The 22767-nt window shown below is 67.4% G+C and carries 35 protein-coding genes and 1 pseudogene; 1 reads left to right on the forward strand and 35 read right to left on the reverse strand.

The window, feature by feature from the left end; genetic code table 11:
* Positions 1–5 precede the first annotated feature (5 nt).
* The 13 genes and pseudogenes from ACWCPQ_RS16750 to ACWCPQ_RS16810 all read right to left on the reverse strand — a co-directional run bounded on the left by ACWCPQ_RS16750 (position 6) and on the right by ACWCPQ_RS16810 (position 10457).
* The gene (locus ACWCPQ_RS16750; RefSeq protein ID WP_449899539.1) at positions 6–680 is read right to left on the reverse strand and encodes a DUF7426 family protein; all 675 of its coding nucleotides are present in this window, start codon (positions 678–680) and stop codon (positions 6–8) included.
* Positions 677–1456 carry a phage tail tube protein gene (locus ACWCPQ_RS16755; RefSeq protein ID WP_449899541.1) on the reverse strand — a complete coding sequence of 260 codons (780 nt, stop codon included), beginning with the start codon at positions 1454–1456 and terminating at the stop codon, positions 677–679. Before ACWCPQ_RS16755 ends, ACWCPQ_RS16750 begins: the two co-directional genes overlap by 4 nt.
* Positions 1453–1893 (reverse strand): phage tail terminator protein, encoded by a 441-nt coding sequence (locus ACWCPQ_RS16760; protein WP_449899543.1) that lies wholly within the window; start codon positions 1891–1893, stop codon positions 1453–1455. Before ACWCPQ_RS16760 ends, ACWCPQ_RS16755 begins: the two co-directional genes overlap by 4 nt.
* On the reverse strand, positions 1890–2228 hold the full coding sequence (locus tag ACWCPQ_RS16765; RefSeq protein WP_449899545.1) for a hypothetical protein: 339 nt from the start codon (positions 2226–2228) through the stop codon (positions 1890–1892). The genes ACWCPQ_RS16760 and ACWCPQ_RS16765 overlap by 4 nt, the downstream gene beginning before the upstream one ends.
* A 9-nt stretch (positions 2229–2237) precedes the next feature.
* The gene (locus ACWCPQ_RS16770; protein ID WP_449899547.1) at positions 2238–2564 is read right to left on the reverse strand and encodes a hypothetical protein; all 327 of its coding nucleotides are present in this window, start codon (positions 2562–2564) and stop codon (positions 2238–2240) included.
* A complete protein-coding gene (locus ACWCPQ_RS16775) occupies positions 2561–3016 on the reverse strand; it encodes a hypothetical protein (RefSeq protein ID WP_449899549.1) in 456 nt (151 codons plus the stop codon). The genes ACWCPQ_RS16770 and ACWCPQ_RS16775 overlap by 4 nt, the downstream gene beginning before the upstream one ends.
* A 61-nt stretch (positions 3017–3077) precedes the next feature.
* Positions 3078–3986 (reverse strand): hypothetical protein, encoded by a 909-nt coding sequence (locus ACWCPQ_RS16780; RefSeq protein ID WP_449899551.1) that lies wholly within the window; start codon positions 3984–3986, stop codon positions 3078–3080.
* 47 nt (positions 3987–4033) lie between these two features.
* Positions 4034–4825 (reverse strand): hypothetical protein, encoded by a 792-nt coding sequence (locus ACWCPQ_RS16785; RefSeq protein ID WP_449899552.1) that lies wholly within the window; start codon positions 4823–4825, stop codon positions 4034–4036.
* A gap of 95 nt (positions 4826–4920) precedes the next feature.
* Positions 4921–5097 (reverse strand): hypothetical protein, encoded by a 177-nt coding sequence (locus ACWCPQ_RS16790; protein WP_280244944.1) that lies wholly within the window; start codon positions 5095–5097, stop codon positions 4921–4923.
* Between the two features lie 881 nt (positions 5098–5978).
* Positions 5979–7013 (reverse strand): annotated as a pseudogene (locus tag ACWCPQ_RS16795) (phage minor capsid protein); the annotation flags it as partial.
* Between the two features lie 19 nt (positions 7014–7032).
* Positions 7033–8454 carry a hypothetical protein gene (locus tag ACWCPQ_RS16800; RefSeq protein ID WP_449899555.1) on the reverse strand — a complete coding sequence of 474 codons (1422 nt, stop codon included), beginning with the start codon at positions 8452–8454 and terminating at the stop codon, positions 7033–7035.
* A 267-nt stretch (positions 8455–8721) separates the two neighbouring features.
* Entirely contained in the window at positions 8722–10029 is a 1308-nt protein-coding gene (locus ACWCPQ_RS16805) for a PBSX family phage terminase large subunit (RefSeq protein ID WP_449899557.1), read from the reverse strand.
* Positions 10026–10457: a hypothetical protein gene (locus tag ACWCPQ_RS16810; protein WP_449899559.1), complete on the reverse strand. Its 432-nt coding sequence runs from the start codon at positions 10455–10457 to the stop codon at positions 10026–10028. The genes ACWCPQ_RS16805 and ACWCPQ_RS16810 overlap by 4 nt, the downstream gene beginning before the upstream one ends.
* A 498-nt stretch (positions 10458–10955) precedes the next feature.
* On the opposite strand from ACWCPQ_RS16810, the gene ACWCPQ_RS16815 reads away from it, so the two are divergent.
* Complete coding sequence (locus ACWCPQ_RS16815) at positions 10956–11141, forward strand: hypothetical protein (RefSeq protein ID WP_449899562.1); 186 nt, start codon at positions 10956–10958, stop codon at positions 11139–11141.
* Positions 11142–11197: 56 nt separating this feature from the next.
* Here ACWCPQ_RS16815 and ACWCPQ_RS16820 read toward each other — a convergent pair whose 3' ends face one another.
* From ACWCPQ_RS16820 to ACWCPQ_RS16925, 22 genes are all read right to left on the reverse strand, one after another.
* Positions 11198–11917, reverse strand: a complete 720-nt coding sequence (locus ACWCPQ_RS16820) for a hypothetical protein (RefSeq protein ID WP_449899565.1) — start codon at positions 11915–11917, stop codon at positions 11198–11200.
* A 64-nt stretch (positions 11918–11981) separates the two neighbouring features.
* Positions 11982–12560: a hypothetical protein gene (locus ACWCPQ_RS16825; RefSeq protein WP_449899567.1), complete on the reverse strand. Its 579-nt coding sequence runs from the start codon at positions 12558–12560 to the stop codon at positions 11982–11984.
* Positions 12557–13057 (reverse strand): DUF6378 domain-containing protein, encoded by a 501-nt coding sequence (locus ACWCPQ_RS16830; RefSeq protein ID WP_449899570.1) that lies wholly within the window; start codon positions 13055–13057, stop codon positions 12557–12559. Before ACWCPQ_RS16830 ends, ACWCPQ_RS16825 begins: the two co-directional genes overlap by 4 nt.
* A gap of 9 nt (positions 13058–13066) precedes the next feature.
* Positions 13067–13231 (reverse strand): hypothetical protein, encoded by a 165-nt coding sequence (locus tag ACWCPQ_RS16835; protein WP_449899573.1) that lies wholly within the window; start codon positions 13229–13231, stop codon positions 13067–13069.
* 43 nt (positions 13232–13274) lie between these two features.
* On the reverse strand, positions 13275–13742 hold the full coding sequence (locus tag ACWCPQ_RS16840; RefSeq protein WP_449899576.1) for a hypothetical protein: 468 nt from the start codon (positions 13740–13742) through the stop codon (positions 13275–13277).
* A gap of 38 nt (positions 13743–13780) precedes the next feature.
* Positions 13781–13984: a hypothetical protein gene (locus tag ACWCPQ_RS16845; RefSeq protein ID WP_449899579.1), complete on the reverse strand. Its 204-nt coding sequence runs from the start codon at positions 13982–13984 to the stop codon at positions 13781–13783.
* Positions 13981–14592, reverse strand: a complete 612-nt coding sequence (locus tag ACWCPQ_RS16850; protein ID WP_449899582.1) for a hypothetical protein — start codon at positions 14590–14592, stop codon at positions 13981–13983. Before ACWCPQ_RS16850 ends, ACWCPQ_RS16845 begins: the two co-directional genes overlap by 4 nt.
* 84 nt (positions 14593–14676) lie before the next feature.
* On the reverse strand, positions 14677–15501 hold the full coding sequence (locus ACWCPQ_RS16855) for a PE-PPE domain-containing protein (RefSeq protein WP_449899585.1): 825 nt from the start codon (positions 15499–15501) through the stop codon (positions 14677–14679).
* Positions 15498–15638 (reverse strand): hypothetical protein, encoded by a 141-nt coding sequence (locus tag ACWCPQ_RS16860; RefSeq protein ID WP_449899587.1) that lies wholly within the window; start codon positions 15636–15638, stop codon positions 15498–15500. The genes ACWCPQ_RS16855 and ACWCPQ_RS16860 overlap by 4 nt, the downstream gene beginning before the upstream one ends.
* A 9-nt stretch (positions 15639–15647) precedes the next feature.
* Positions 15648–16781 carry a hypothetical protein gene (locus ACWCPQ_RS16865; protein ID WP_449899589.1) on the reverse strand — a complete coding sequence of 378 codons (1134 nt, stop codon included), beginning with the start codon at positions 16779–16781 and terminating at the stop codon, positions 15648–15650.
* A complete protein-coding gene (locus ACWCPQ_RS16870) occupies positions 16778–17455 on the reverse strand; it encodes a DNA-methyltransferase (RefSeq protein ID WP_449899592.1) in 678 nt (225 codons plus the stop codon). The genes ACWCPQ_RS16865 and ACWCPQ_RS16870 overlap by 4 nt, the downstream gene beginning before the upstream one ends.
* Before the next feature lie 80 nt (positions 17456–17535).
* Positions 17536–17769, reverse strand: coding sequence for a hypothetical protein (locus tag ACWCPQ_RS16875; RefSeq protein WP_449899595.1), 234 nt, complete (start codon positions 17767–17769; stop codon positions 17536–17538).
* 133 nt (positions 17770–17902) lie between these two features.
* On the reverse strand, positions 17903–18352 hold the full coding sequence (locus ACWCPQ_RS16880; protein ID WP_449899597.1) for a hypothetical protein: 450 nt from the start codon (positions 18350–18352) through the stop codon (positions 17903–17905).
* 77 nt (positions 18353–18429) lie between these two features.
* Positions 18430–18750: a hypothetical protein gene (locus ACWCPQ_RS16885; RefSeq protein ID WP_449899600.1), complete on the reverse strand. Its 321-nt coding sequence runs from the start codon at positions 18748–18750 to the stop codon at positions 18430–18432.
* Positions 18751–19425: 675 nt separating this feature from the next.
* Positions 19426–19635, reverse strand: a complete 210-nt coding sequence (locus ACWCPQ_RS16890; RefSeq protein WP_449899602.1) for a hypothetical protein — start codon at positions 19633–19635, stop codon at positions 19426–19428.
* On the reverse strand, positions 19632–20087 hold the full coding sequence (locus tag ACWCPQ_RS16895) for a hypothetical protein (RefSeq protein ID WP_449899604.1): 456 nt from the start codon (positions 20085–20087) through the stop codon (positions 19632–19634). Before ACWCPQ_RS16895 ends, ACWCPQ_RS16890 begins: the two co-directional genes overlap by 4 nt.
* A gap of 70 nt (positions 20088–20157) precedes the next feature.
* Positions 20158–20631 (reverse strand): single-stranded DNA-binding protein, encoded by a 474-nt coding sequence (locus ACWCPQ_RS16900; protein WP_449899606.1) that lies wholly within the window; start codon positions 20629–20631, stop codon positions 20158–20160.
* On the reverse strand, positions 20592–20903 hold the full coding sequence (locus ACWCPQ_RS16905; protein WP_449899608.1) for a hypothetical protein: 312 nt from the start codon (positions 20901–20903) through the stop codon (positions 20592–20594). The genes ACWCPQ_RS16900 and ACWCPQ_RS16905 overlap by 40 nt, the downstream gene beginning before the upstream one ends.
* Before the next feature lie 539 nt (positions 20904–21442).
* The gene (locus tag ACWCPQ_RS16910; RefSeq protein ID WP_449899611.1) at positions 21443–21748 is read right to left on the reverse strand and encodes a hypothetical protein; all 306 of its coding nucleotides are present in this window, start codon (positions 21746–21748) and stop codon (positions 21443–21445) included.
* Positions 21749–21996: 248 nt separating this feature from the next.
* Entirely contained in the window at positions 21997–22164 is a 168-nt protein-coding gene (locus ACWCPQ_RS16915) for a hypothetical protein (protein WP_449899613.1), read from the reverse strand.
* 34 nt (positions 22165–22198) lie between these two features.
* Entirely contained in the window at positions 22199–22330 is a 132-nt protein-coding gene (locus ACWCPQ_RS16920; RefSeq protein ID WP_449899616.1) for a hypothetical protein, read from the reverse strand.
* A complete protein-coding gene (locus tag ACWCPQ_RS16925) occupies positions 22327–22650 on the reverse strand; it encodes a hypothetical protein (RefSeq protein ID WP_449899618.1) in 324 nt (107 codons plus the stop codon). Before ACWCPQ_RS16925 ends, ACWCPQ_RS16920 begins: the two co-directional genes overlap by 4 nt.
* Between the last annotated feature and the right edge of the window lie 117 nt (positions 22651–22767).

The following is a 22767-nucleotide window of genomic DNA, read 5'->3' on the forward strand; positions in this document are numbered from 1 at the left end:
TGTCCTTACGTCGTTTTCGGGGGGAACATGGCCGTGTGCAGCCGCGTACCCGGGGTTGTGAGTAGGTCGCGGATCCGCAGTTCCAGCCACCGCCACGGGCGCCGGTCCAACACTTCGGAACACACGTCGACGCCGTACACGTCGTGCAAATCGAGCTCCAATGCAGCCCAGCACGCGGCGATATCGCGCCACGGAACCGTCGGCGCGACTCGGTACACCGGTGCCATCTCGGTTGGGTTGAACCAGAGCCGGAGCCCGGACACGGGGTCTATCGGACCGCCGCCCGGATCGTCGGGGCCGAGGAATCCGGGTGCGCCCGGATCGGCGGGCACGGGTGCCTCAGGCTTCGCATCGGGCGCGATCTCCTGGTTCCAGAACCGCGCCGCCGCGTCCGGCCCTTTGCCATAGTGCAACAGGGCGGTACGTCCGGCGAGCCCGATGATTGCCGCGTCAGCGCCGAGTGCGTCGAGTGCGTCCCATGCGTCGCCGAGGATGCGACGCGCCTCGACGCGTTCCACGTCGGGAGTAAGCGCGTCGATATCGCAGAACAGGCGACGCAGCCGCAGCCCCTCCCGCGCAGTGGGGGAGGGGATGCGTACGCGTTGGCCGCGCACCGGCAGGTACAGGTCCGGGTCAGCGAACGCGTCGTAGTCTGCGAGGGTGCGCGGCCGGTCGGTCATCCGACAGCGACCGTGCCCGACGGGGTGAGGCCGGTCCCCGACGCGGTCACGGAGGTGACCGGCACGAGGAACGTCGCGGTGTAGACGCCGCCGGTGAGGGAGACGGTGACGTTACCGGCGCCGACGGTCGACAGAGCCTCCAGCGCAGACTGGAACGCCGCGCCGGTCGCGCTGTTGGACACACCGGTGGTGGTCTGGCCGTCGACAGTGACCGTCCACGTTCCGCCGGTGGTGCCCGCAGGGAGAGTGAACGTCTTGACGGTCGAGGTCGTCGGCTTCGCGATGTTGGTGTGCTTGCCGCGGCCGGTGAGCGTCGCAGTGAACGCGTACAGCCCTTCCTTGTCGTCGGCCGAACTCACCCAGTTGACCGCGAAATAGCCTTCCTTCGCCTCGTCGATACCGTCGGTCCTCCAGTACCGGACATGCGCGATATTGGCGTATCCGATCTCGGAGCCGTGGGCGCGCAGCTTCTCCTGCCCGGGGTCCGGCACGTAACCGGGGGACAGGGTGCCTTTCCGCAGCCCTCCGAGTTCCAGGTTTTCACCGATCGCGGTCGCGATCTGCGACTTACGGCCGCCGGAGTGGATATCGCCGTCGTCCTGCATCGTGGTGTCGGTGGTCGGGCTCACCTTGTTGAGCCCCATCACGAACGCCCAATCCGGGGTGCCCGCCTGCGCGGTGCCGTGGGCGAGGTCGATCTGGACGGCATAGTCGCGAGCGAGCGCGGTTGCCATGCTCGCCGAGTCGGGAGCCTGCAACGGGGTGGGACTGGTCACGGGGTGCCTCCTGGGGCTGGGTTCAAGGTGAAGAGATACGAATCGGGCCGCTCGTAGCGGCCGTTGCTGTCCGGGGTGGTGAGCCCGCGAATGCGGCGCCGGCACAGCAGGACACGCGGCCCGCCCGGCAGTTGGAACCGCGACGCGTCGTGCAGCAGTCGGGTCGCCGAGTCGGCCGCCCGGTCTACGACGCGCGGATCCGTGCCCGCAGCCCGCCAACGGAACTGGACGTACACGTCGGGGTTGTGGTCGTCGCGCTGGAACGACTCGTCGTACACGGTGAGCGCGACCGCGGTGTCCGGCTTGGTCGGCAGTAGAGCGAACGTGACGGCCGCGAGTTCTCCGGGCGTATACGCACCGGCCGGGACGTATCGCGCGACCCCAGACGCGTCGAGGTACCGGGCGAGCGATTCGAGGAAACCGACGGGGTCGATCATGTGAGCCGCCTACCGATCGCCGCGGCCACGACCGCCACCAAATCGGCACCGAGCGCGTTGAGCGGTTTCTCCAAGTACTTCGCTTCCCGCCCGTTCGGGTGGTTGAGCGTCAAGTCCTCGTGTTGCCGCAGCGCGTACGGGGTGTTGTAGCCGACCCGGACCGTGTTGCCGTCAACCTCCGAGGTACCGGAGTTCTCCAGGATCCCCTCAGCGAGCGGAACCAACGCGTTGGAATGTGCCAGCAGCACTTCGCCCGCCTCGAACAGGCCATCGGCGACACCCGCGGCTATCTCGCCGTCGAGCCCGCCACTGTTCCACTGGGCAGACACAGCCATACCGGCCTCCTATTCCAGCCAACAGACCTGGGTATCGGGGAACGGCGGCCCCATGCTCGACGCCGACACTGCAACGACTTTCGTTGCGCGACCGCCGAACTCCGCGGGCAACTCGACCAGCGAGCCGGGCGGAATCTGCGCGACCGCCGGCGGAAATGACACCGACGCGGACGAAACAACTTCGGCGCCCGAGGTGTCGCGCACCATCTGCGCTTTCGCGGCCACATTGCCGACCTCCGCCGTAGGGTCGGCGTGCACCGGCCCGGCCGCGCCGTCGCCGAGGAATCGGCGAACGGTCACGGTGTGCCGCCAGAACACGGCCAGCGGGTCAGTCATCGCCGCGCCACCTGGGCCGACGCGAGGCGTTCCGCGCGCAGCACTCGCCGCGCCGAATCGGACAAGCACGTCAGCAGTTCCGCCCGCGCCGCGGCCTGGGCGTCGACCTGGTACGCGACAGACGACCCGTTGGTCGACGCCGACGCAGTGACCGGAGCGAGACCGGCCGCACCCGCAAGCGGGTTGATGCCGTTCGCGATCCACTCCCGCACCTGGACGCAGGTTGCGACCGCGAACGCGTCCGCGACGACAGGATCCGCCGGGAACCCTGCGGGGGTGACCTCGTACCAGTCGTTTTTGGTGGCGAGCCGCACCAGCGCGGACGCTTCCGCGAGGTATCGGACGTCGTCGCCGTCGTCGAGCTTGTCGAGCTGGGCGGCCGACACGTGTTCGGCGAGTTGCCCGACATTGGCATAGGTGAGCACTTGCGGCCCTTCCTCGATTGGAACCACGGCCCCGCCCGCGCCGCTATCGGGCTGCGGGCGGGGGCGTGGTCAAGGGGTGATCCTCAGATCACGGGGCGGGAGCGGCGGGCGGAGCCAGCAGCACCGACGCTGACGCCAGAGCTTCGGGCCGGAAGACGTTTCCGCCGTAGATGTTCAGGCCGCGCACAATGTCGGCGAACCGCTTCTCGGCCCGCAGACGCTCGACCTTGTTGATCTGGTTCGCGAACGACAGAGCCGCATTCACACCGGCGACGATCACGTAGTCGTCCTTGTTCGCGGACGAGCCGCCAACCTTGTTGATGTTGTTCGACACGAGGACGTCGAACCCCGAAACCCGGCCGATCTGCCCATTCAGCAGCGGGTTATTCGGAGTCGCCCCAAGCTTGTCGGCGTGCACGAACCGGTCGTCGAGCAGCAGCGGCGAGACCAGCTCCGGCGGCAGTGCCACATAACGGCCCACCTCCGGAATGGACTGCCGTTCCAGCTTCTCCCGCAGCTTCACCAGAACCGTGTACATGTCGAGCTGCCCCGTGGTCGCCTTGTCCGGCTTGGCGTCGACCACGGTAACGCGGCCCATCTGGTTCGCGGCCAGAACGCCAGCCTTGAGCAGACCGTAGAGATACAGATCGGCAGCGTTCTGGAGTTTCACACCGGCCCGAGCGAGCGCCGGGTCGTCGAAATTCGCGGCGGCCTGGATTTTCTCGATGTCGTTGACGTAGAACGAGAAGTACTCACCCTGGTCGATCACCATCGTGTCCGTGGTGTCGGACAGCTGATCGGTGGTCATGTCGGTGGTCTTGTCGTACGCCCGGACCTCCGGGTCGCCGATGGTCGACACGTGCACGGTGTCGCCCTGCTCCCGGATCTCGCCTTCGTAGTTTCGGTTGGCGATTTTGGGCTGCCCGAAAATCAGCGCCGAATCGAATGGGACCTGGACCTGGTCGGCCCAAAATTCGGGAACGAAGTTGATAGCCATAGCGGCTTACTCCTTGGTTGGAGGGATGATGAGGGGAGGTCGGCGCGCTACTTGCGGCCGAGAATCTGATTTGCGCGGCCCTCTTTGGTGGCCTTGATCCGCTCGGCGGGCGAGAGCGCCTGATACTGGGCGTAGGTAAGCTGCCCGGTCTCGCCCTTACCGGACCCGGTATCGCCACCCGATCGGCCGGGCGGTTTCGGCGCGGCCGGCGCGGTCTTGAACTTCGGGTTCTTCTCGACGTGCTGGGCGATCAGCGCGGCCACCTTCGCGTCGAAATTCGAGGCGGCGGGGTCGAGAGCGTGTACGTCCCGTACGAACGTCCGCGAGTCCAGCAGTGCCTGCGCGTCGATGTCGGGTCCGGCCGCGCGGAACACAGCGAGTTCCGACCTTGCTTCCCGCGCCTCTTGGACACTCGCGGTCAGTTGCGCCGTGAGCTGTTTCGGGTCCGCGGGGGCGTCGTCCTTGACGAAACCGAGCGCCTTGCCGAGACCGTCGCGCAGTTCGGTCAACTGCTTTTCGAGGTCTGCGGCTTTGGTGCGCTGTTCCGCGAGGTCGGTCTTGAGCTTCGCCCCGTCGTCGGCGTCCGGTTTCGGGGTGGTGCCCTTGTCGGCGGTGTCTCCCGCGGACGGGTCGCCCTTGGCGGCCGGGGTGTTGCCGGCGCCGGAGTCCGTGGTGTCGGCCTGGGGCGCGTCACCGGTGGCCGCGTCGGCAGGGGGCGCGTCACCGGTGTTGCCGTCGCCGGTGCCGTCTCCGCCGAGGACCGGCCACACCGGACCGCGACGGGTGACGCCGAGCGCCCGGAGCCCGGTAAGGGGATGGATGGGCAGGGCAGGGGGCATCGAACACTCCTGGTGTGTGTGCGCCCGCCAGTGCTGCGGGCATGAAAAAGGCCCGCAGGCGGGGTGCCTGCGGGCCGTGAATCGGTGGTGTGTGGCTACTCGTCGTCGGGGACGGGCCGGGCGTGTTTCAGCCGCCCCCGCCACCACAGCCGGGCGAGCAACACCCGATCGCTACCCGGCGCGGCCGGGGTGTACGGGTTGACCGCTCGCGGGTCCGCAGCGGCAGCGAGACCGGCCCGATAGGCGTCGGCCATATCCTGAGCGCGGCTCATCGTAGGAAATCCCCTCGTGCGGCGCGCATCCGTTGCGCGCTCTGCGGATCGAGTAGTTCGGCCCGGAACTCCGAGAGTGTGAGCCGTCCGTATTCGTCCCAGTATGCCCGAAGTTCCTCCGACGCATGCTTTTCCGTGGTCGTCGCATTGCCGAACCACAGGTCGCGCGGATCGACCCCGGCGGCCTCTCCAGCTTTTGACAGCATGTAGCCGTTTGTCGCGTCCTCCGCGGCGAGCCAATGCTCATAGGCGTGAGCCCGGAACGCATTGGAGGACAGTTCGTCGAACGAGTCGCCGGTGTGCCCTTCGGCACGCAGAAACGCAATCGCTGCCTGCGAGCGCTGCGTTTTCACGGACACACCGTAGGCCATTTCCACCGCGGTCTCGTCGTCTACGCCCTCAGCGATGAGCCGTTCGTATTCGGCTTCCTTGCGCGCCCACCGCGCCGCCTGCTGTTCTTCGAGCTTGCGGCGGTGTTGGTCCTCCGCGGCGAGCCGTTCCAGCAGGTCATGGTCGCCGCGGTCGACCGCGGCGTCGGCGAGGTCGAGAATTTCGTCCTCCGTCAGGTGCTCGAACTCCCGCTTTTTCCGGCCCTTCTTCTCCGGTTCCGGTGTCGGCTCCGGTGCGGGGGCGGATGCGCTCGCGGCCTGGCGGCGGATGTCCTCTGCCTCGACGCGGTCGAGCAAGTCGAAATCCTCCGACTCGACCGCACGAACCGCGAGGTTCGACAACTCATCCGGGGACATAGCGGCGAGATCGTCATCCGTGACCGGTTTCGGGTTGCGGATCAACTGCGTCGGGGACTGCGCGTTGCCAGCGTTCCCGGTGCGCAACTGCTCGCGGTGCCGTTTCCGGCCGACCCCGGTCTGGGCGACATGGTCACGGATCGCGGCTTGCTTCGCGCGCAGTTTCGCCCCGGCCTTCGCGCGGGCCGCGGGGGTGATGGCGGCGGCCTGTTGCCGTTTCGCCTCCCGCACGTCCCGTTCCAACCGGCGCAGCTTCTGCTCGTCGCGGTAGTCCTGCGAGTTGTACGGGGGCATCGCCGGGCGGGGCGCGCCCGGCACCCAGAGCGTATGGCCGTGCCTGCAATTCGGATGGTGCAGGCCCTTGGCTTCGGCTTCCGCCATCGACGCGACGACCCGGTCCCGCACAGGGCGGCCGGTCATCCGCGAGACGGTCTCAATCGGACCGTTCGGAGTCGCGCCCGTCAGCGAGACCAACTCGCCCTCGAACGGGCGACACTGCGGCGCCGGCGCGGGGTGCGCCGAGATCACCACCACGTCATACCCACGCTGCACGAGCCGTTCCGTGTGCCCTTGTTTGAACGCGCGCAGCGCAGCAGTACGGACCGCCATCTCGGTATAGGTGTCGATCTTCCAGCGACGCCCGGCGCGGTCGCGGAACGAGGAAATGCCGCGGGCCGCGAACTCGTCGAGTGCCTGCTGCGTCACCTCGCGTCGTGTCGCGACACCGGTCACGACGCGTCCCGACACCTGCGCGACGACGTCGCGGTATCCGTCGACCGTCGAACGCAGAATTTGCGAGTGTGTGCCCACTACCGCGGCGACGGTTTCCGCGGCGAGCGCGGCCACCGCTTCCTGCGCCACGATCGGCGCCGGGGTGGTCGCCGGTGGTCCGGGCACATCCGCGTCCGCGGCGAGAGTGCCGGCCGCGTGCGCGTTGGCGAGCGCCGACCGGATTTCGGCCGCGACTTCCGGCTGTAGGGACAGCAGGAACCCGCGGGCCTCGACGGATAGCCGCGAGATCTCGGCGAGCTGCATTGCCACCCATTGCGGGGTGTCGATACCGCGCTGTATCGCCTTGGCGACGCGGGCGAGTAGCTGCTTTTCGGCGTCCGCGTAGATCTGCGCGACCGCCTCCTGCATGCCTTCGACCGCGGTGGGCTCGAATGCCATCCCCGAGCCCACCTTTCAGTTATGCGACGTCCGCCAATGCGTCGTCGTCCTCGTCGCCGGTCTCGTCGTCGCCGGTGTCGTCCTCCGCCCCGCCCTCATCGGGTTCGGGGTCGGGTTCTGGTTCCGGCTTGCCGAACGGCTGGTCGGCGCCGAGGGCGAGCGGGTCGGCCACGGCCTCGTCGGCTCTGATCTTGCCGACCTCATCGGCCACGGCAATGTCGTCGTAGGTCGGGTTCAGGTACCGGACCCGCCACTCCATCGACGCGCTACGCGACGATGCGAGTACGCCGAGGTTGCGCGCCTTGGTTTCCAGCGACTCACGCGCCGCGGGCGGCCAGTTCACTTCGAGGTCTTGCCCGAGCGTCGCCCCGGTCCCGAACACGGCCGCGTCAACCTCGATGAGGGTTCGCGCGGCACCGGCGAGAACGCTTCGCCACGCCCCGGAACGCGCCTTGTACGTCGCGGTTGTCGCGTCGCGTTTGGCGTCGACTTCCGTTGCGGTCATCGGACCGCCCGACTGGTCGGCGAGCCCGAACGTATACGGGCTGAAACCGATACGCCGAAGGATCGCCCGCAGGTACCCCTCCGCGGTCTGGAGGTGATCGGCGACGCGGATCTGGAACTGATGAGCTTCCAGAACCGGGGTCGCCGACGGTGCGCCGCCAACCCTTTCGTAGATCTCCTGCTCGGTGGAGAATGTCGCGGGCTTGCCAGGGGACTTCATATCCAGCAGGAACTCCGACACCAGCAGCCGAGCTTTCGCGAGTCGGACGTCACGCGACAGCGACGAATACGTTTCGTCGATCTGGTCCATGAGACCGATCACCGCAGGGTCGCCGATATCGGAGCGCCCGAGGTGCTGCAGAACAGGTTGCGCACGGAACGCAGGATTACGGCCGCCGTTCGCGATATGCCACGCAGTGAGCCGCATAGACCCCGTGTACACAAAGTCCGCGCCTTCCACGACGGGGATAGACGCGGTTTCCGAGTGCGCTGCGAGGTCGATCCGACGGCCGAGGGACACCGCAGTGCCCTCATACAGACCGTGATAGATCCGCCCCCACACCGGCACACGCTCGCCGTCCTCGTCGATCGTGTGATACCCGGCCTCATGCCGTTCGAGGTGACGCAAGACCCGGTTTTCGTCGGTGTTCTCGTCGACGACCGTCCAGAACGTGACCGCCCACAACCGCCCGTACATGAATTCCGGTATGGCCGCGTCCGCGTCAACCCAATCGATCCACGCGTGATCGCAGATATCGGCGTTCCACACGATGCGGCCGTAGACGTCGCCGAGCGCCGAGCATGCTTCCGCGGCCGACACCATGCCGGCGTGTGTCTGCGGGCTGTTCAGAATCTTGTCGATACGTTCCCGGGCCGCCGGGTTAGCGATCGTGTCGTCGTCGGCTGGCCGGAACGTGACTGGTTCCGGCAGCAGCACAGTCGCCGCGGTCTGCACGATATCGGCGGCCACCGGCACGTGCAGTTGCCGCGGCTGTTGCGCCGCGTCCCGCGAGGTGCCCCAGAACAAGCGGCGGATACGTTGCATGAATCCGCCGCCGCCGACCGTGGCGCGCGACGGTTCCCCACTGGACGCGGACAGCTTGTCGGCGTCGCCTTCCCACCACACTTGGCAGGTCGAGTACTGGCCGAATGCGTCGGCGAGGTGCCGGGGCGGCCACGGGGTGTTTGAAGTAGGCAACGGCATTTAGGCTGCCTCCTTCGCGGCGGCGGGTATCGGTGTGGCTAGGTGGTTCATCCACACGAATTGCGAGGACAGCACCGAATACCGGAGCGCGTCGCAGAAGTGGTCATCCTCTTTGATGGGCTTGTCGTCGCCCTTTTCCGATGCCTTCGGGTCCCAGACGTAGCCGGGGATCTCGTCGAGCAGATGCGTACACCGGTCGGACACGAGCAGTTGCCCGGACGCGAACAGTGACGCCGTGGTGTGGATACCGGTGTTCACGCTGTTCAGCGCGTCCGTTGCCCGCACCCCGTCCTGGAAAAGCTGGAGTTTCAAACTCGCCGCGTTGGGGTCGACGTACGTCCATTCCGGTTCGTACTCGCCCTTGCGCAGCCACGTTGTGAGCGCCGCGGAGTACTCGGCGTCGGTCGCGCGCTTGGGCGCCCATTCGTCGATCGCGTACAGCCGCCCGTCGACGCCGAGACCGAGCAGGATTCCCGCGGTCGCGTTGGTCGTGCCGTAGTCGATGCCGAGCGATAGAACGCGCGCCATCTTGGGGAGCTTCTTGTGTGCGACGACGTGGCGTGCCTGGTCGAACGCGTCATAAATGACGCCGTCGGCGAGGGCCCATCGCCCGAGGATCATCCGCAGGTAGAACATGCCGCTGTAGCTCGCCTTGGTGTTGGCGATGTACTCCGCGGGCAGATTGTGTGCGTTGTCGTCGAGCGTGAACGTGAACCGGTGCAGATTCAGCGGCCGGTCTTCGTGACCCTCTGGCAGCATCCGGAACTCGGCGCGCCGATCGTGAAATACGCCGTCGCCGTCGACCCACAGCTTCGCTTTATCCAGCCACTTCTTCTTCAACCAGTGGCGCGGGCCTTCGGGGTTGCATGTCGCCAGAATCCGGGAGCCCTCGACCGACATGCGGGTAACGAGCATGTCCCAGAACGATTCGGGGACGGTGGCGACCTCGTCGACGTACGCGCCGGCCAGCGTCAAGCCCTGGATTTTCGTCCGTGCTTGCTCGTTGTTCGCGCCGACCAGCATCACGGGCCGACCGCCGATCGTGGCCGTGCCGGAGCCGGTGTTGATGACGACGCGGTCCGGCCCGTAGATCTCCTGCATCGGCAACAACAGGTTGTTGATTACGGTCCGCTCGGTACGGCCTGCCATCAATAGGTTTCCGCCAGGGCCGGTGCGGGTTGTCTGTGTCCAGTCCAGCAACGTGCCGACGGTTTTCCCGGACCGCACGGAGCCTTCGAGAATGTTGATAGACGCCGTCGAATGCCGGTACGCGGTGCGAGCCTTGCCCTGTAGCGGGGTGAGCTTCACTCGCCGTCCCCGTCGTCGTCAGCCTTCTCGCCGAGCATCGTGGCGTGGAACTGGTCGACCGCGGACATTTCCCGGCCTTCGCCTTGAATGCGCAGAATCGCCAGGGCGTCGAGACCGGTCAACCGGGCACGCCGGACCATGATCCGCAGGGCGCGGTCGATAGCTTTGAGGTCTCCGGAATTGGCCTGTTTCGCAATGCCGAGCAGCATTCCGTCGAGCCGTTCGAGTTCGAGCGCAAGCAGGGTTTCGGCGGGCTCTTTCGTCACTTCGGCGAGAGCATCCCGCACGTACTCGTGCGCGGTCGATATCGAGACGCCGAGCTGTTCGCCGATTTGCCGATACGTCGCGCCCGACTTGCGTAGTTTCAGGGCGCGCGCCATGCGTTCGCGTTTGGCGATGGCTTCCGGCCCGGTGGTGTCCTTCGGCACTTGTCGGGCCTCCTTCACTGGTCGCCCCGTGCCGGGCGCGTCACCTCAACCGCCAATCGGTTTGTGTTGTGTGCGGGGGTGACGCGCCCGAGGGCGTGTGTGCCCGGTTTACGCGCCGGGGCGCGGCCCTCACACGAGGGCGGCGGAACCTGTCTCGACCAGGAAGACGAGCAGGCGAATCAGACATTCGGTCATGGGGGTTCACCTCCTTCGGGAAAGTGAAAGGGCGCCCACGCTCTACCGCTGAGGGAGCGTGGGCGCCGGGCGAGGGTCCGCGAAGCGGCTCAACCCTCTAGTCGATATCGCCGCGAGGCTCGTGGTTTCGATTCACTTCTCGCGCCGATGGCACAAGCCTATTGCCGGGTGCGCGACAGTGCGCAGTGCGGGCCGCGCGTGACCCGCGCTGCGGATAATGCCCGCTTGCATCATACATTGTCACGATGTATGTCGAGGAGTATCAACCCACCGGGGCCGCCACCCCGAACGAAAGGAACCGAAGTGATGAATACCGCAGACAACGGCCACTACATCAAGAACACGCTCACAGTCCATTACACCAAGAACGAGGTCGGCACTCCGTACCGCCGAGTGCGGACCGTCTGCGGGCAGTCGCACCGACGCTCTTACTTCGGGGTCCACGACACGCCCCTCGAAGTCAACTGCCAGAAGTGCCTCGCACGTTAGATCCGGCAATTCAGCTCCCGACGCCCCCGGACCCGAGTCCGGGGGCGTCCTGCTGTTCATGCAGCGGTCGGCACCGGCCGCAGTTTCACCCGTCCCTGCTGCTCACGGTGCAACCGGCGCACATCGCCGATACGGAACGTGATCCCGCGCGGCGTTACGCAGCCGATCAACTTGCCGCGCTCGTGCCACTTCCGGATCGTCGCAGCCTTCACCGGCGCCCCGTTGAAATGCGGCAGCAGACGGGCGAGTTCCGCAGCGGTGCCGGTGCACTCGTCGGCCGCTTCCTTCATCAGTTGCCGCATGAGCGCGGCCGGGTGTTCGGCCTGGCACTGCGGACAGGTCAGCACGCGCAGATACGACGGGCCAGACACCGACGCCCCGCAGTTATCGCACAGTCCGGCGAACTCGCGCACCGGTGCTGTGTCGACGCAGCCCCACCCGCGGGTGATCGCGGTCGACAGCCGCTGTATCCACTCCCGGGCACGCGGGCCGCGGGACGTCCATTCCAGGTCGTCGAGAATTTTCGACGCTGCCGCGTAGGGCGTGCGGGCGCGCAACGCGTGCGGCGGATGAGCCGCCGCGTACTGGAGTTCACGCTGCAGCGCGCGGCGTCGCTCGCTGGCGCGGTCGTTGTGCAGCATCGGCTGCTCATCCCCGCCGCCTCGCACCCCGTCGGCGCTGGGGCGCCTGGTGACGTCGGTGCGTGTAATGGTCACGTCCAGTTGCTCGAACAGTTCCTCGATGCGTTCGAGGTCGCGGGCGAGCCGGGCGGCCAACTGTTCGACGGTCGGTTGTTCGACGGTCGGTGCGGTCGGGGTGGACAGGGCGGAACTCCTCCGGTCAGTCGCGGTTGCCCGCGGTCGCTTGCAGATATTCGGTCAGCCGCGAGCCGACAGTGTCGCGGTCGGTGTAGGTGAGGCGCAGCCACCGCACGAACGCGAACCATTCGTCCTGCTGTTTCTCGTTGTCGAACGCCAGCGCGTAGGACAGCCCGGCCGCCGGCGCCGGTTTGGTGTCGTCGTCGGCCGGTAACTCCGGTTCGGTGTCGAGTGAGGCCAGCAGTGCGGCCAGGTCGTCGTCGGTGTAGCCGGTGCCGTCGAGATCCGGGACGTCGGCGAGCAGGGCGGTAAGCGCTTCGATGTCGTAGTGCCCTTTGTCCGCGGTGCGGTTGTCGGCGAGCACGATCCGGCGGGCGGTCTCGTCGTCGCAGTCGACGTAATGGACGTCGATCTGTTTCCAGCCGAGCGACCGCGCCGCGGCGAGCGTGTGATTTCCTGCCAGGACGTGCCCGGTGCTGGTCTGTACGACGATCGGCCGATACTGGCCGTTCGCGCGCAGGCTATCGGCGATCACCTCGACGTCCCCGCGGCGCGGGTTGCCCGGGTACGGGGTGAGGTCTGCGACGGGTACCGCGGTCACGACGCGATACGTTCCGCGGACGCCGCGTAGCCGCCGATATCGACGTAACTGTCCCGGTGGTAGGCGGTCCGGGTACGCGAGACCTTCATGCAAATCATGAGGTTCGCGACGTCGAGCGGAGTCACGGGGTGTCCGAGGTACGCAGACCACATGCCCGCGATCCGGGCGAACGATTCGCGGGGGTCGCCGTAGGTGTTTTCACGGTCGCCCCAGATGAGCGCGTGCGCTTCACTGAGGACATCCGGCGCCGGTACCGTCCCGGGGTCATTCTGCGGTTCCTCCGGGTCCGGGGCGCCCTCGTCGAACGGGTCCGGGTCGGGCGCAGGCGGGGCCGCGAACGGGAGCCGCGCGTCGTCCGGTATCCGCGCCATCCCCTGGTCGAACTGCGCGCGCATGGCGTCCTTCACGGGCCCGTCCGGAATCTCCTTCGCGAGTTCCTGAAACTGGGCGTCCAACTGGGCTTTGGTGATGCCGGACACGGCGTCGGTGGGGGACATCGGTACCTCTCATTCGTCATCGTCGCCGTGGTCGGCGTCGCTGTCGGGCTCGTCGTATGGGGGTTCGCGGTACTCCGCCGACCACATGGCGGCGACAAAGTCCGCGGGGTCGGGGTTGTGGCCGGTCTCGATATCGAGCCGCAGCCCGGGGAGTCGGAGGCGGAGCCGGATCACGCGGCGCGCAGCCCGGCCGCCGATCCGTCGGCGGTCGCGGCGCTCATGCGGGAACGGTTTCCGCGGCAGGATTGTCGGTCCACGTAATTTCCAGCCACAACCGGCCGGCCTTGCCGGGCTCCGCGCGGTGAATGATCGGTTCCGGCTTGCTCATCCACTGCGGAGTGTCGTCCGGAACCATCCCGTACCCGACCAGAGCGGGTATCTTTCGGCCGTTTCCGGTGGTCCGGGCAGGCCGCCCGGCGGCGAGCGCGTCGGCCGCAGGCTTGAGGGTGGCGACGAGGTTGTCCGTGTCGCGTCTGTGATTGGTTGCGGGCCGGTAGTGCAGTTGCACGGTCACGTGAGCGACGTCGCGCGGGAGGTAGGCGAGCGCGGCGAGGCGGCAAACGTCCTCGCGGACCTTCTTCCGCTTCCGCGCTTTCGCGAACATGGCGCCGCGGGTCGCCCCGCTGTCGTTGAGGGACAGCGGCGGCGTGACGTAGGGCAGAGGGAGAACAGCGTGGTTCATCATGGGTTGGTTCCGTTCGGTGGGCCGTGGCGGCGGCCGGTTCAGGGTTCGAGCGTTACCGCGGTGTCGTTCGGCAGAGTGAGCGGCTGGTCGGTGCCGCGGCCCGAATCGACGTAGGCGACTACGTAGCTGGACTTCCGTTCGAGCCCAACGAGCTTGACGCGGTGTTTCTTGCGCTTGTTGCTCCAGGTGAGCATTTGGCCGACGTCGTCGCGGTCGATCTCGGCGAACGGTTTGGTCCTCATGCGGTCTTCCTCGTAGCGCGGCGGTATTTGGCGCGGCAGCCTGAGCAGCGGCCTTGCGAGTGGTGGCGGACATGCCCGTCCGGGACGGCGTCGCGGTTGCCGACCATCGGGCGCTCGCAGTCCACACACGCGGCCGGACGCAGTTGGTAGACGCGAGCGAGTTGCCCACTTCGGTCGGTTGCCGAGTAGCAGCCCCGGCACAATCCGCGCGCCGCTGTGTGTGCCTCGTTGACGCCGAGCGTCTGCCCAGCCGGGACGAGCCGGCGTTCGCAGCCCGCGCACACCCGGATCCGGTCATCGCCGCGCCCGTATTCGCCGATGACGGCCTGGAGCGCGAGAACGGTGCTGTTGTCGCCGCGGCAAACGATTCCGGCGGCGATCACCCCGTCTGCGGGGAGCGTGATTTCCGGTTCTGTTGCCAGTTGTCCGGCGCCGAGCGCGGCACGTGCGCACCCGACGACGTGACTTATCGGGCATTCGGTTTCGCAGATGGCTACCGCGGCGATCGTGTCGGGGTGGAGGTGCCAGTCCTCGCAGTCGCCGGGTTGCAAGAATCGGGGGTCGAGTCGGCAGGGTGCTGCCGGTTGGTTGCCGCGATCTTGTTCCACGCGGAGATGGTCCTGCACTGCGCATGCACTGCGCAATGGTCGGCCGCGTGTTGCATGTTGTGTAGACGCCGGTGTGGAGCTATTTCACGGCTTAACGTGGGCGTCCAGTAGCCTCGCGAGCACTTCGCACCCGGTCTCGTTGCTACCCGGCATATACGGCTTCCCGATATACGCCGAGGTGTGCTGTCCGCCCTGCTCGTTCACGGCTGGCAGCCACGGCAGATATGCCGAGATCTCGGCAGTCGCCGTGGCAACACGACGCTTCGCATTGAGCAGCGCCAGCAGTGACGGGTCTGGGACGTTCTGCCAGCGGTGCGTACGCACCCGCTCCAACACAGCGGCGCCCCACTCGACCACATTGGTTAGAGTCATGAACTCGGTGAGGTCAGCCAGGCTCCGCAGCAAAGAGTCCGGGCTCGCGCACGGAATCGGGTCGCGGTCGTTGGCGATCCACCAGGCCGGCACAGTGATGCGGCCGCCCGGACCCGCGATACCGGACCCGGGAAGGTGGGCCTTGCCGTAGGCGGCGCCCCGCCACATCTGCGGGTCGGCCACGAATCCGGCCGCCCGGATATCGAGATGAGGGCCGACGCCGGTTGCGTGCCGGTGCAGCAGCTCCCGCACCACCGCAGCGCCTTGCGAGTAACCGAGCGGGACGACCGGCCCGCCCACCGCGAGGGCGGCCTCGGTGAGGTTGTCCGCACCGATGTTCACCGACTCCCGGAACGACAGCCCGTGCGGCCGGGTCGCCGGTCCGTAGTCGGCCGGGTATCCGACCCAGCGGGAGACGAACCGCTCGGCGGGCAGGTGCCGGGTCACCGACCGGAGCAGTCCGGAGACCTCGCTGCGGGTGTCGCCGGGGTGTGACTCGCTGGTGCCGCCGACGGCGAGCACGGTGATCGGGGTCATTCGGGGCGCTCCTGGTTGTCGCGTCGCGCAGCCCATCCGAGGAAGGTGCCGAGCAGGTAGGTGGCGCAGATGAACACGCCCCAGAAGACGAGCCAGATCGCCTGGTCTCGTGGGAAGTCGATCAGGATCGGCGGCATGGACGCCTCCTAGACGAGCGACAGGTCCGAGACGTCCCCGGCCTGAGTGAGGTAGACGAGGGCACCGCGTCGCGCTTCCGCGCCGTGCCGGTCGCGGAAGTAGTTCGAGCCGCCGTCGAGGGTGGAGGACTGGATGCGGGTACGCGTCCGCGTCGTCTCCAGCTCGAAGGTGTGATAGTGGCCGTGCACGAGAATGTGCGCGCCGCCGGGGCCTTGCCCGTGGAACGTCTGCCCTTGCCACCAGTCCATGGCCTTGCCGCGGCGCCACTGGTGCCCGTGCGCGACCGTGAACACGGTGTCGCCGGCGGGCACGGTCATGGCTGCGCGTTCCGGGTCGGGGGTCCGGATGGTGACGTGTTCGTATGCGTCGGGGTTGCGCGTCAGGCCGCGGGCAACGCTGTTCGCGGCGTGCGTCGCCCACCCGTCACCGGGCCGCGTTGTCTGGAACCTCTGCGCCTCGTCATGGTTCCCGTTCACGACATCCACCAGCACCTCGTCGGCAACGTCGGCGAACGCGTCGATGCTGGCGTAAAGCAGGTGCTCGAACACGGACACCTGTTCCGTGATGGTGAGATCGGTTCGCCACATGTTCCGGCCGGACTGTGATTGGTTCCCTTCGACGCAGTCACCGGGGAACATCAGATGCACGATGCCGAGCGGGCGCAGGGTCCGCATTTGCTGGTGTGCCCGGACGCCGCGTTCGAGCGAGGTCATGAATCGGTCGACGATCTTCTCGGTTCCGCCGTTGTCGACCTTGCCGATTTGCAGGTCGGACGCCTGGAAATTGAACACAGCGGAGTCGATCGCGGGCACTGGGCGCGGAGTCGCAGCACGGTCGATGATCTGCTGTATCAGCCGGTCGCCGGGCTCCGGTTCGCCGGTGTCGGCGACGATATAGAACCGGTCAGACTGCAGCCATTCCTTGTGGAAGTTCTGCCACCGGGCGATACGCACGGGCCGGTTGGGGTCGAGCCGAACACCGGTCAGTTCGTGTTTCGCCAGCAGATCGGAGAATGGCACGGGTTTCTCGCCGGCCGGATGCTGTTCGGAGTCGATAAATCCGCTCCGTCCGTCGAACTCGACGCGCGGCGTGTGACGCGGTTCGGTGGTGCTGGTCGCGGCCAGCTCGTCGGCGAGGCTCACGCGACTGCCTCCAGTTCACCGCGGAGACGTCCGGCCGTGGTCTCGCAGTGCTCGGCCGATAGCTCGATTCCGATTGCGCGACGCCCGGTCTCCCGCGCGGCCAACAGGGTGCTTCCGCTTCCTGCGAACGGGTCGAGGATCAGCCCGGCGGCGGGGGCGATGTCGGCCAGCCACGACAGCAGCCCGACTGGTTTCTGCGTCTGGTGTACCCGATTGCGTGGGGTGTTTTCCTGCCAGAATCCGCCGAGCGTGATTCCGGCCGCGTCCTGCACGCGGGAGCGGGGGCCGTTGGTGCCCCATACGAAATATTCGCAGTTGTTCGCGAGCCGGCCGGTTGCTCTGCGTCCGTTCGGTTTGTGCCAGGGGACGATGCCGCGCCAGACGACGCCCGCGACCTGTAGCGCGTCGGTCGTCAAAGGTAGTTGCCGCCAGTCGGAGAACACGCCGATGATGCCGCCCGGGGCGAGTAGCCGCAGAGCTTCGGTCATCCACAGGTGCGACCAGACCGGGTGTCCGCGTTGGTCGCGGTTGTCGCCGGTGAACGCGACGGGCGCGGTCCCTTTGGCAACGGTATCGGTCTGGACGTATTTCTGCGTCGTCGACAGCGTGCGGTCGCCCCGATACTGGCCGCCCGACGAATACGGCGGGTCGGCAATGATCGCGTCCACGGTCACGTCGAGAGTGGGCAGGATGCGCAGCGCGTCAGCGTGATACAGCGTCACCGTGTCGTCTCGGTGGTACGCTCCCGGCGCGGTCACTGCGACACCGCGCACGGGCAGGTGCCGAGAGTGTGCGAGTAGAACATGGCCGACGATCCGGCGTATCCGCGGTCTCGCGAGACACGCAGCAGCGCAGATTTCTGTCCGCCGGCGGCGAGCCATCGGTCGGCGTCGGCGAGGTCGTCGGGGGCGAGGGTGTCGAACCAGCGGCCGACGATGCAGCGGACCGGCGGTCGCGCGGTCGCTTCGAGTTGAGCGAATAGGCTCATGCGTGAGCCCTCCATTTCGGGCAAGGGGGGCCTGAGGCTGCGCCTGGGTCGACTCCTGTGCACGGCATGAGGGCACGCGGCGGCGGGTCGAGGTTGGGGGCGCGGCCCCGGCGGTTCTCGGGTGCGGAGAGTGTCAGCGGGCGCGGATGACGCGCCAGGAGCCGCAGGCGGCGAGTTCGCTGCTGGTGAGCGAAGTATCGGAGCCGGTCGTCCACCACCAGCCGTCGGATTTGTGCCAGATTGAGCCGTCGCGGAATTCGACCACGGTTTCGTTTCCGTAGCCATCGAGGGTGGCAACGGCCTCCGGGTCCGCCTCGACTACTTGGGGCCCGCACTCGTTGACCGGTTCGTGGGTCTTGCTGCCCGGTTTGATGAACGGGCCGAACGCGGCGAGAGCGGCGGCGAGTGCCTTCGTGGACTCCGCTATCGCCTTTGTGTGCACATGCGACGTCAGCGAATCGAGCGTCCTCGCCAACTCTTCCAGCCGAGAGCCAGAGGCGGGCCCATGAATCGCTTTGGCCTCCTGCTCGATGGCGGCGAGAACTGCGTCAATAGCGGAGGAGGCGGCAGCGGAGGTGGTCACGGGCGGTTCCTTCGGTGTGGCTGTGGCTGGGGTTGGTTCCTCGTGGTCCGGGTTGGCGGCCCCGGTCGTGCAGTAGGTCAGCGGGTCACCTCATGCAGGCGGGCGTCGTCAGGTGCGTTGATGACGAGACGCGGGCTGTAGTCACGTGACGATGGTTCGAGGTGGATCGGCCACGCGGGAACAGGTTTCGTCTCGTCGACCGGTCCGAGTGCGACGGACCAACAGCCGGTGTCGCTGTCCTGGTCGAGGCAGACTCGCAGGTGTCCCCCGGTGCGGGACACGATGTGGAATGCGGCGCCGTGGTAGGCGTCGTATTCCTCGACTTCGATGCTGAAGCCGTCGGCGGTTTCGATGATCGCTGTGTCGTCGTTCGCGCCGTGTATTCGGTAGTGGGGCACGTGGAGGACCATATGACCGGCTTTCCTCCTGTGCGCAGTGCGGGCCGGGGTGGACTTCGGGCTATGTCCTGTACGGGTGAGGTTTGCGGTTTTCGCCGAGCGTACCGCATTCATTCGAATATGCGTTCGAATCATGGGCAGCGTGCTCCGGGTACGACGCCGTCGAATCGGCCCAGGTCCCCGGTCTGTGCGACGCCCAGTTTTCCCACGGCAAAGTGCCCGTTCGCCAACCTGTTTGGCGCTTCGCCCTGACTGCCGGTAGTGCAATTGATTCGCACCCAGTAACCGCCATCCGGCAAGTTCCCGCGCAGTGTCCGTGCCACCGTGTTGTATGTGTTCAGGAGGTCGGTCGGGTCCGCCGACGTCGTCCACACGATGATCTCGCTACCGCGGACCTCGTGCGTGTAGGCCGGCGGTTCCGGAAACGTCGACGTGGCGGTCGCGGGTCGGGTGCTCGTCGTCGCCGTGGCGGCGGCTGCGTCCCGGTCGGTGGTGGTGCATCCCGCGACCGCCGAAGCAGCGGCGGCGGCTACCAGAGCGGCGAGAATGACGCGGGGAAATCGGAGCATGCTCCCGACTTTATCGTTTTAAACGCTAAATACCTCACGGACTTTCGGCAAAAGAAGGACCTGCCGACTGTGAAAAGTCGGCAGGTCAGAGAGACTGGTCGGCCCGTTATTGTGGTCGCCAGCCAACTTCGCGGCGGAACGCGTCCCGGCGGAGCCGCTGCAACTCCTGCAACTCCAGCAATCCGCGGTGATGTTCCATCCGCTCATCAGGTCGAATCTTCGCGGCGAGCTCAGTTGTCAGGGCGGCGATCTGCTGGTCGAGACCCAAACGTTCCGTGTGCGCGGCCCGGTCGACGATGCGGGGTTCCTCGGTCACGACTGGTCCTCCTTCGCGGCGCACACGATCCACAGTTTTTTGTTATCGCTGGTCTTCCCGGCCGGTTGGATGCGGCCGGCGCTCTTGGCAGTCTTCAACACGTGGCTAATGGTTGCTAGGTCAACCTGCGGAAGGTCATCGGAGGTGAACTGGTATCCGTCGCCGCGAGCGATGAGCGCGTCCAGGGCTCGGTCGACGGCGGCCCGCTCTGGGGTGCGGTGATGCAGGCCCGCCCGGTGCAGCGTCTGTTCGAGGGCGTCGACGGTCTTGCCGAGTCGGCGGGCGATGATCTCGAACGGCAGCCCGTCCTCGGCGAGCCAGAAGTATTCGCCGATCAGATTGGTTTCCTCCTCGGAGATCGTCGCGGCTCGCGTGCCGGGGCGTCGCCGCCGCTGGATCTCAGCGGTGGAAATGTCCTCTTCGACCACGTACGGGTCAAGGGTGCGGATCATGGGCGTGTTCCTTGGGGGCAGGGTCGCAGGGTGGAGGGGCGCCCATCGTTGGGCGCCCCTCCTGGTTAGCTCAGAACGGGGGCTCGTCGTTGGCGCGGCTGGGGGCGGTGCTGCCCCACGGGTCGCCGTCGTTGGCGCGCTGGGCCCGACCGCCACCGCCCGCGTTGCCACCGCCACCGCTGGTGGCCTTCTGTGGTTTCGCGGTCGCATACCGCAGCGACGGGCCGACCTCCTCGACCTCCAGCTCGACCACGGTTCGCTTCTCGCCCTCCCGGGTCTCGAAACTTCGCTGCTTCAGATGGCCGAAGACGATCACGCGCGCGCCCCGGGTCAGGGACTCGGCGACGTGTTCCGCGGTATCGCGCCAGACGTTGCAGCGAATGAACAGTGGTTCGCCGTCTTTCCACTCCTGCGTCTGCCGGTCGAACACGCGGGGAGTGGAGGCGATGGTGAAGTTTGCGACCGCGGCGCCCGCGGGCGTGAAGCGGAGTTCGGGATCTGCGGTCAGGTTGCCGATGATCGGCAGCGAGGTCTCGCCAGCCATGGCGGTCTCCTAAAGGTAGTGCGGGTGGGGGTTTCGCGACTTGCCGCGCGGGCAAGCTCGGCGATCCGCCGGAAGCGGCGAGTCGTTTCGGGGATGTCGTATCCGTCCGGTAGCGCGTTGATCCGGGCTGCGAGTTCGGCGGTCGGGTCGCGGGTTGTCGCGATATCGACGATGTCTGGCAGGGTGAGGTGGAGCAGGGCGAGCAGTTGCCGTACCTCATGCCACAGCGCGGTTACCTGCGCGGCGGTCCGCTCGATATCCGGCTCAGGCATGGCCGCTTCCGTTCGCGTGGTCTGGACGGCAAACACCGCAGTGCAGCCACCAGTCCCCGGACTCGATCCAGCCACCCATGCAGGCGGTGCGGTGCTTGTCGGGCTGCAAGGTTGCGACCGCGTCCGGATGTGTGACCCGGCCATGCCACAGGGCGAATGGTTCGTTTGCCGGGGGTGTCTCGGATGACCTGTAGATCGGGCGGCCGTGCTCGTCTCGTGGTCGCTGTCCGTCGAGGGTGGGCGGGTTCACGCGGTAGTCCTTCCGGTTCGGGCGGATGCAACGGTGTTCGCGGACGTGCACGGCACACACCGGCACAGCCAATTGGTGTAAGTGCCGTGCACTCCGTGGGGGAGCAGTCGGCCGCGCCGGTCGTAGACGGCGACCCGGCGTCCGGTGTTCCGGTCGATGCGTAGTAGTGCTCGGCGGACTTCGCGACGCCCGGCGGTATAGGCGGCGAGAGCTTTCCGGCAGCAGTCGAGGCGGCACCGGTGCCGGACATACCCGGCGACGGTGCCGTGCCACGACTCCTCTTCGCCCCTCACGACGCGGCCTCAGCGAGCAACGGCCGGTACGCGGCCGGGGTGATGTCCGTCCGCAGCCACACTGACGCGGTGCCGCCGTGCGACCGCAACGCAGTCGACTTCACGGCGATCCGGCGTACTATTCCCCGCGCTCGGAGGCTGAGCATCATTCCGCCGAGCGCGCGGGGTTCTGCGAGCCGCGGCCAGCCTTCCGCGGTCATGCGGTGCTGTAGTGCGGCGACGGTGAATTCGCCTCCGGCTGGCAGGTTGATGATCAGGCGCCTGGCCTCCGCGAGGTAGCGGTCAGCGTCGGATTCAGTCACGACACACCCGGTCGGAACGGGCGGGCGGCCGGGCAGCGGCCGTGACGTCCGGTGTCGGCGGGGCGGGTGTGGAGTCCTCCGCGGCCGTAGCAGTGCGGGCAGGCCGGGCGTACGTACGGGCGCACCCGGGCGGGTGGGGCGTAGGCGCGGATGGGGACGGTTGGCGGGTCGAGGTCGAGCACTGTGGGTTCCTTTCGGTCTGCTGGGTGCCGTTGGCGCGGCACCCAGCAGCAATGGGGTGGGTCCGGTTACGCGGTGGCCTCGTATCCGGGCATCTCGTGGAGATCGACCGGGATAGACACCGAGATCTCGCCGGTATAGGCGCAGTCCTGGCAGCCGAGCCCGTTGCAGGGCTGGCAGAGCCCCCAGTGTTCGATCATGGTTCGGCGGCGGGTCGTGGCACGGTTGGCGTGCATCGTGGTTCCTTCGGGTTGTTGACCGTGGCGGCGGTCAGGGGCGTTCGGCGAGGTCGAGCAGGTCGGCCGCGTATTCGTGGCCGCCGTCGTCGACGTTGAAGATCAGCGCGAGGGTGGGCTGGTCGCGCGGTTCGCGGAGTGCGTCGGCCAGCCGCGCCCGGTTCACGCGGCGCGGTCGAGGCTGGCGTTTCGGTCCCATGCCTCGTCCTCCAGCGCGTTCTCGCGGGCTTCCTTGAGCGCGGCGAGCGCGGCCCGGACCTTGCGTTCGACGTGGGCGTGGTCGCGGTCGGGGTGTTCGGCGAGCAGCAGGGTTGCGGCGGACAGGTGGTGGAAGTCGCCGACCGTGACGGTTGCGGCGATCGGCCAAGCCTGTTCGAGCCAACCAGCGACGCCCTCGGAGGGGACGAGCAGGAGGTCGCCGTCGTCAATGGCGAGTGCGGCGAACTGATATGCGGCGGAAGATGTTTCGAGCACGTGCGTGCGCATCGTGTGGTTCCTTTCGGTGCCCGTTGGCGCGGGCGGTGGGGTGGACCGTGGCGGCGGTCCGGGGGTTGCGGTGCAACGCGTTTGACATTACGGGCCAGCCCGCACAGTGTCAACACT

The organism is Nocardia sp. NPDC001965 (assembly GCF_053594175.1).

Excerpts from the sequence above, each read along its gene's own strand:
- ACWCPQ_RS16895 (WP_449899604.1), bottom strand. The coding sequence starts at position 20,087 with ATGATCCGCACCCTTGACCCGTACGTGGTCGAAGAGGACATTTCCACC.
- ACWCPQ_RS16830 (WP_449899570.1), bottom strand. The coding sequence starts at position 13,057 with ATGTCCCCCACCGACGCCGTGTCCGGCATCACCAAAGCCCAGTTGGAC.
- ACWCPQ_RS16900 (WP_449899606.1), bottom strand. The coding sequence starts at position 20,631 with ATGGCTGGCGAGACCTCGCTGCCGATCATCGGCAACCTGACCGCAGAT.
- ACWCPQ_RS16855 (WP_449899585.1), bottom strand. The coding sequence starts at position 15,501 with ATGACCCCGATCACCGTGCTCGCCGTCGGCGGCACCAGCGAGTCACAC.
- ACWCPQ_RS16790 (WP_280244944.1), bottom strand. The coding sequence starts at position 5,097 with ATGAGCCGCGCTCAGGATATGGCCGACGCCTATCGGGCCGGTCTCGCT.
- ACWCPQ_RS16905 (WP_449899608.1), bottom strand. The coding sequence starts at position 20,903 with ATGCCTGAGCCGGATATCGAGCGGACCGCCGCGCAGGTAACCGCGCTG.
- ACWCPQ_RS16845 (WP_449899579.1), bottom strand. The coding sequence starts at position 13,984 with ATGAGGACCAAACCGTTCGCCGAGATCGACCGCGACGACGTCGGCCAA.
- ACWCPQ_RS16875 (WP_449899595.1), bottom strand. The coding sequence starts at position 17,769 with ATGAGCCTATTCGCTCAACTCGAAGCGACCGCGCGACCGCCGGTCCGC.
- ACWCPQ_RS16765 (WP_449899545.1), bottom strand. The coding sequence starts at position 2,228 with ATGGCTGTGTCTGCCCAGTGGAACAGTGGCGGGCTCGACGGCGAGATA.
- ACWCPQ_RS16780 (WP_449899551.1), bottom strand. The coding sequence starts at position 3,986 with ATGGCTATCAACTTCGTTCCCGAATTTTGGGCCGACCAGGTCCAGGTC.
- ACWCPQ_RS16750 (WP_449899539.1), bottom strand. The coding sequence starts at position 680 with ATGACCGACCGGCCGCGCACCCTCGCAGACTACGACGCGTTCGCTGAC.
- ACWCPQ_RS16840 (WP_449899576.1), bottom strand. The coding sequence starts at position 13,742 with ATGATGAACCACGCTGTTCTCCCTCTGCCCTACGTCACGCCGCCGCTG.
- ACWCPQ_RS16770 (WP_449899547.1), bottom strand. The coding sequence starts at position 2,564 with ATGACTGACCCGCTGGCCGTGTTCTGGCGGCACACCGTGACCGTTCGC.
- ACWCPQ_RS16860 (WP_449899587.1), bottom strand. The coding sequence starts at position 15,638 with ATGCCGCCGATCCTGATCGACTTCCCACGAGACCAGGCGATCTGGCTC.
- ACWCPQ_RS16760 (WP_449899543.1), bottom strand. The coding sequence starts at position 1,893 with ATGATCGACCCCGTCGGTTTCCTCGAATCGCTCGCCCGGTACCTCGAC.
- ACWCPQ_RS16925 (WP_449899618.1), bottom strand. The coding sequence starts at position 22,650 with ATGCGCACGCACGTGCTCGAAACATCTTCCGCCGCATATCAGTTCGCC.
- ACWCPQ_RS16785 (WP_449899552.1), bottom strand. The coding sequence starts at position 4,825 with ATGCCCCCTGCCCTGCCCATCCATCCCCTTACCGGGCTCCGGGCGCTC.
- ACWCPQ_RS16915 (WP_449899613.1), bottom strand. The coding sequence starts at position 22,164 with ATGCACGCCAACCGTGCCACGACCCGCCGCCGAACCATGATCGAACAC.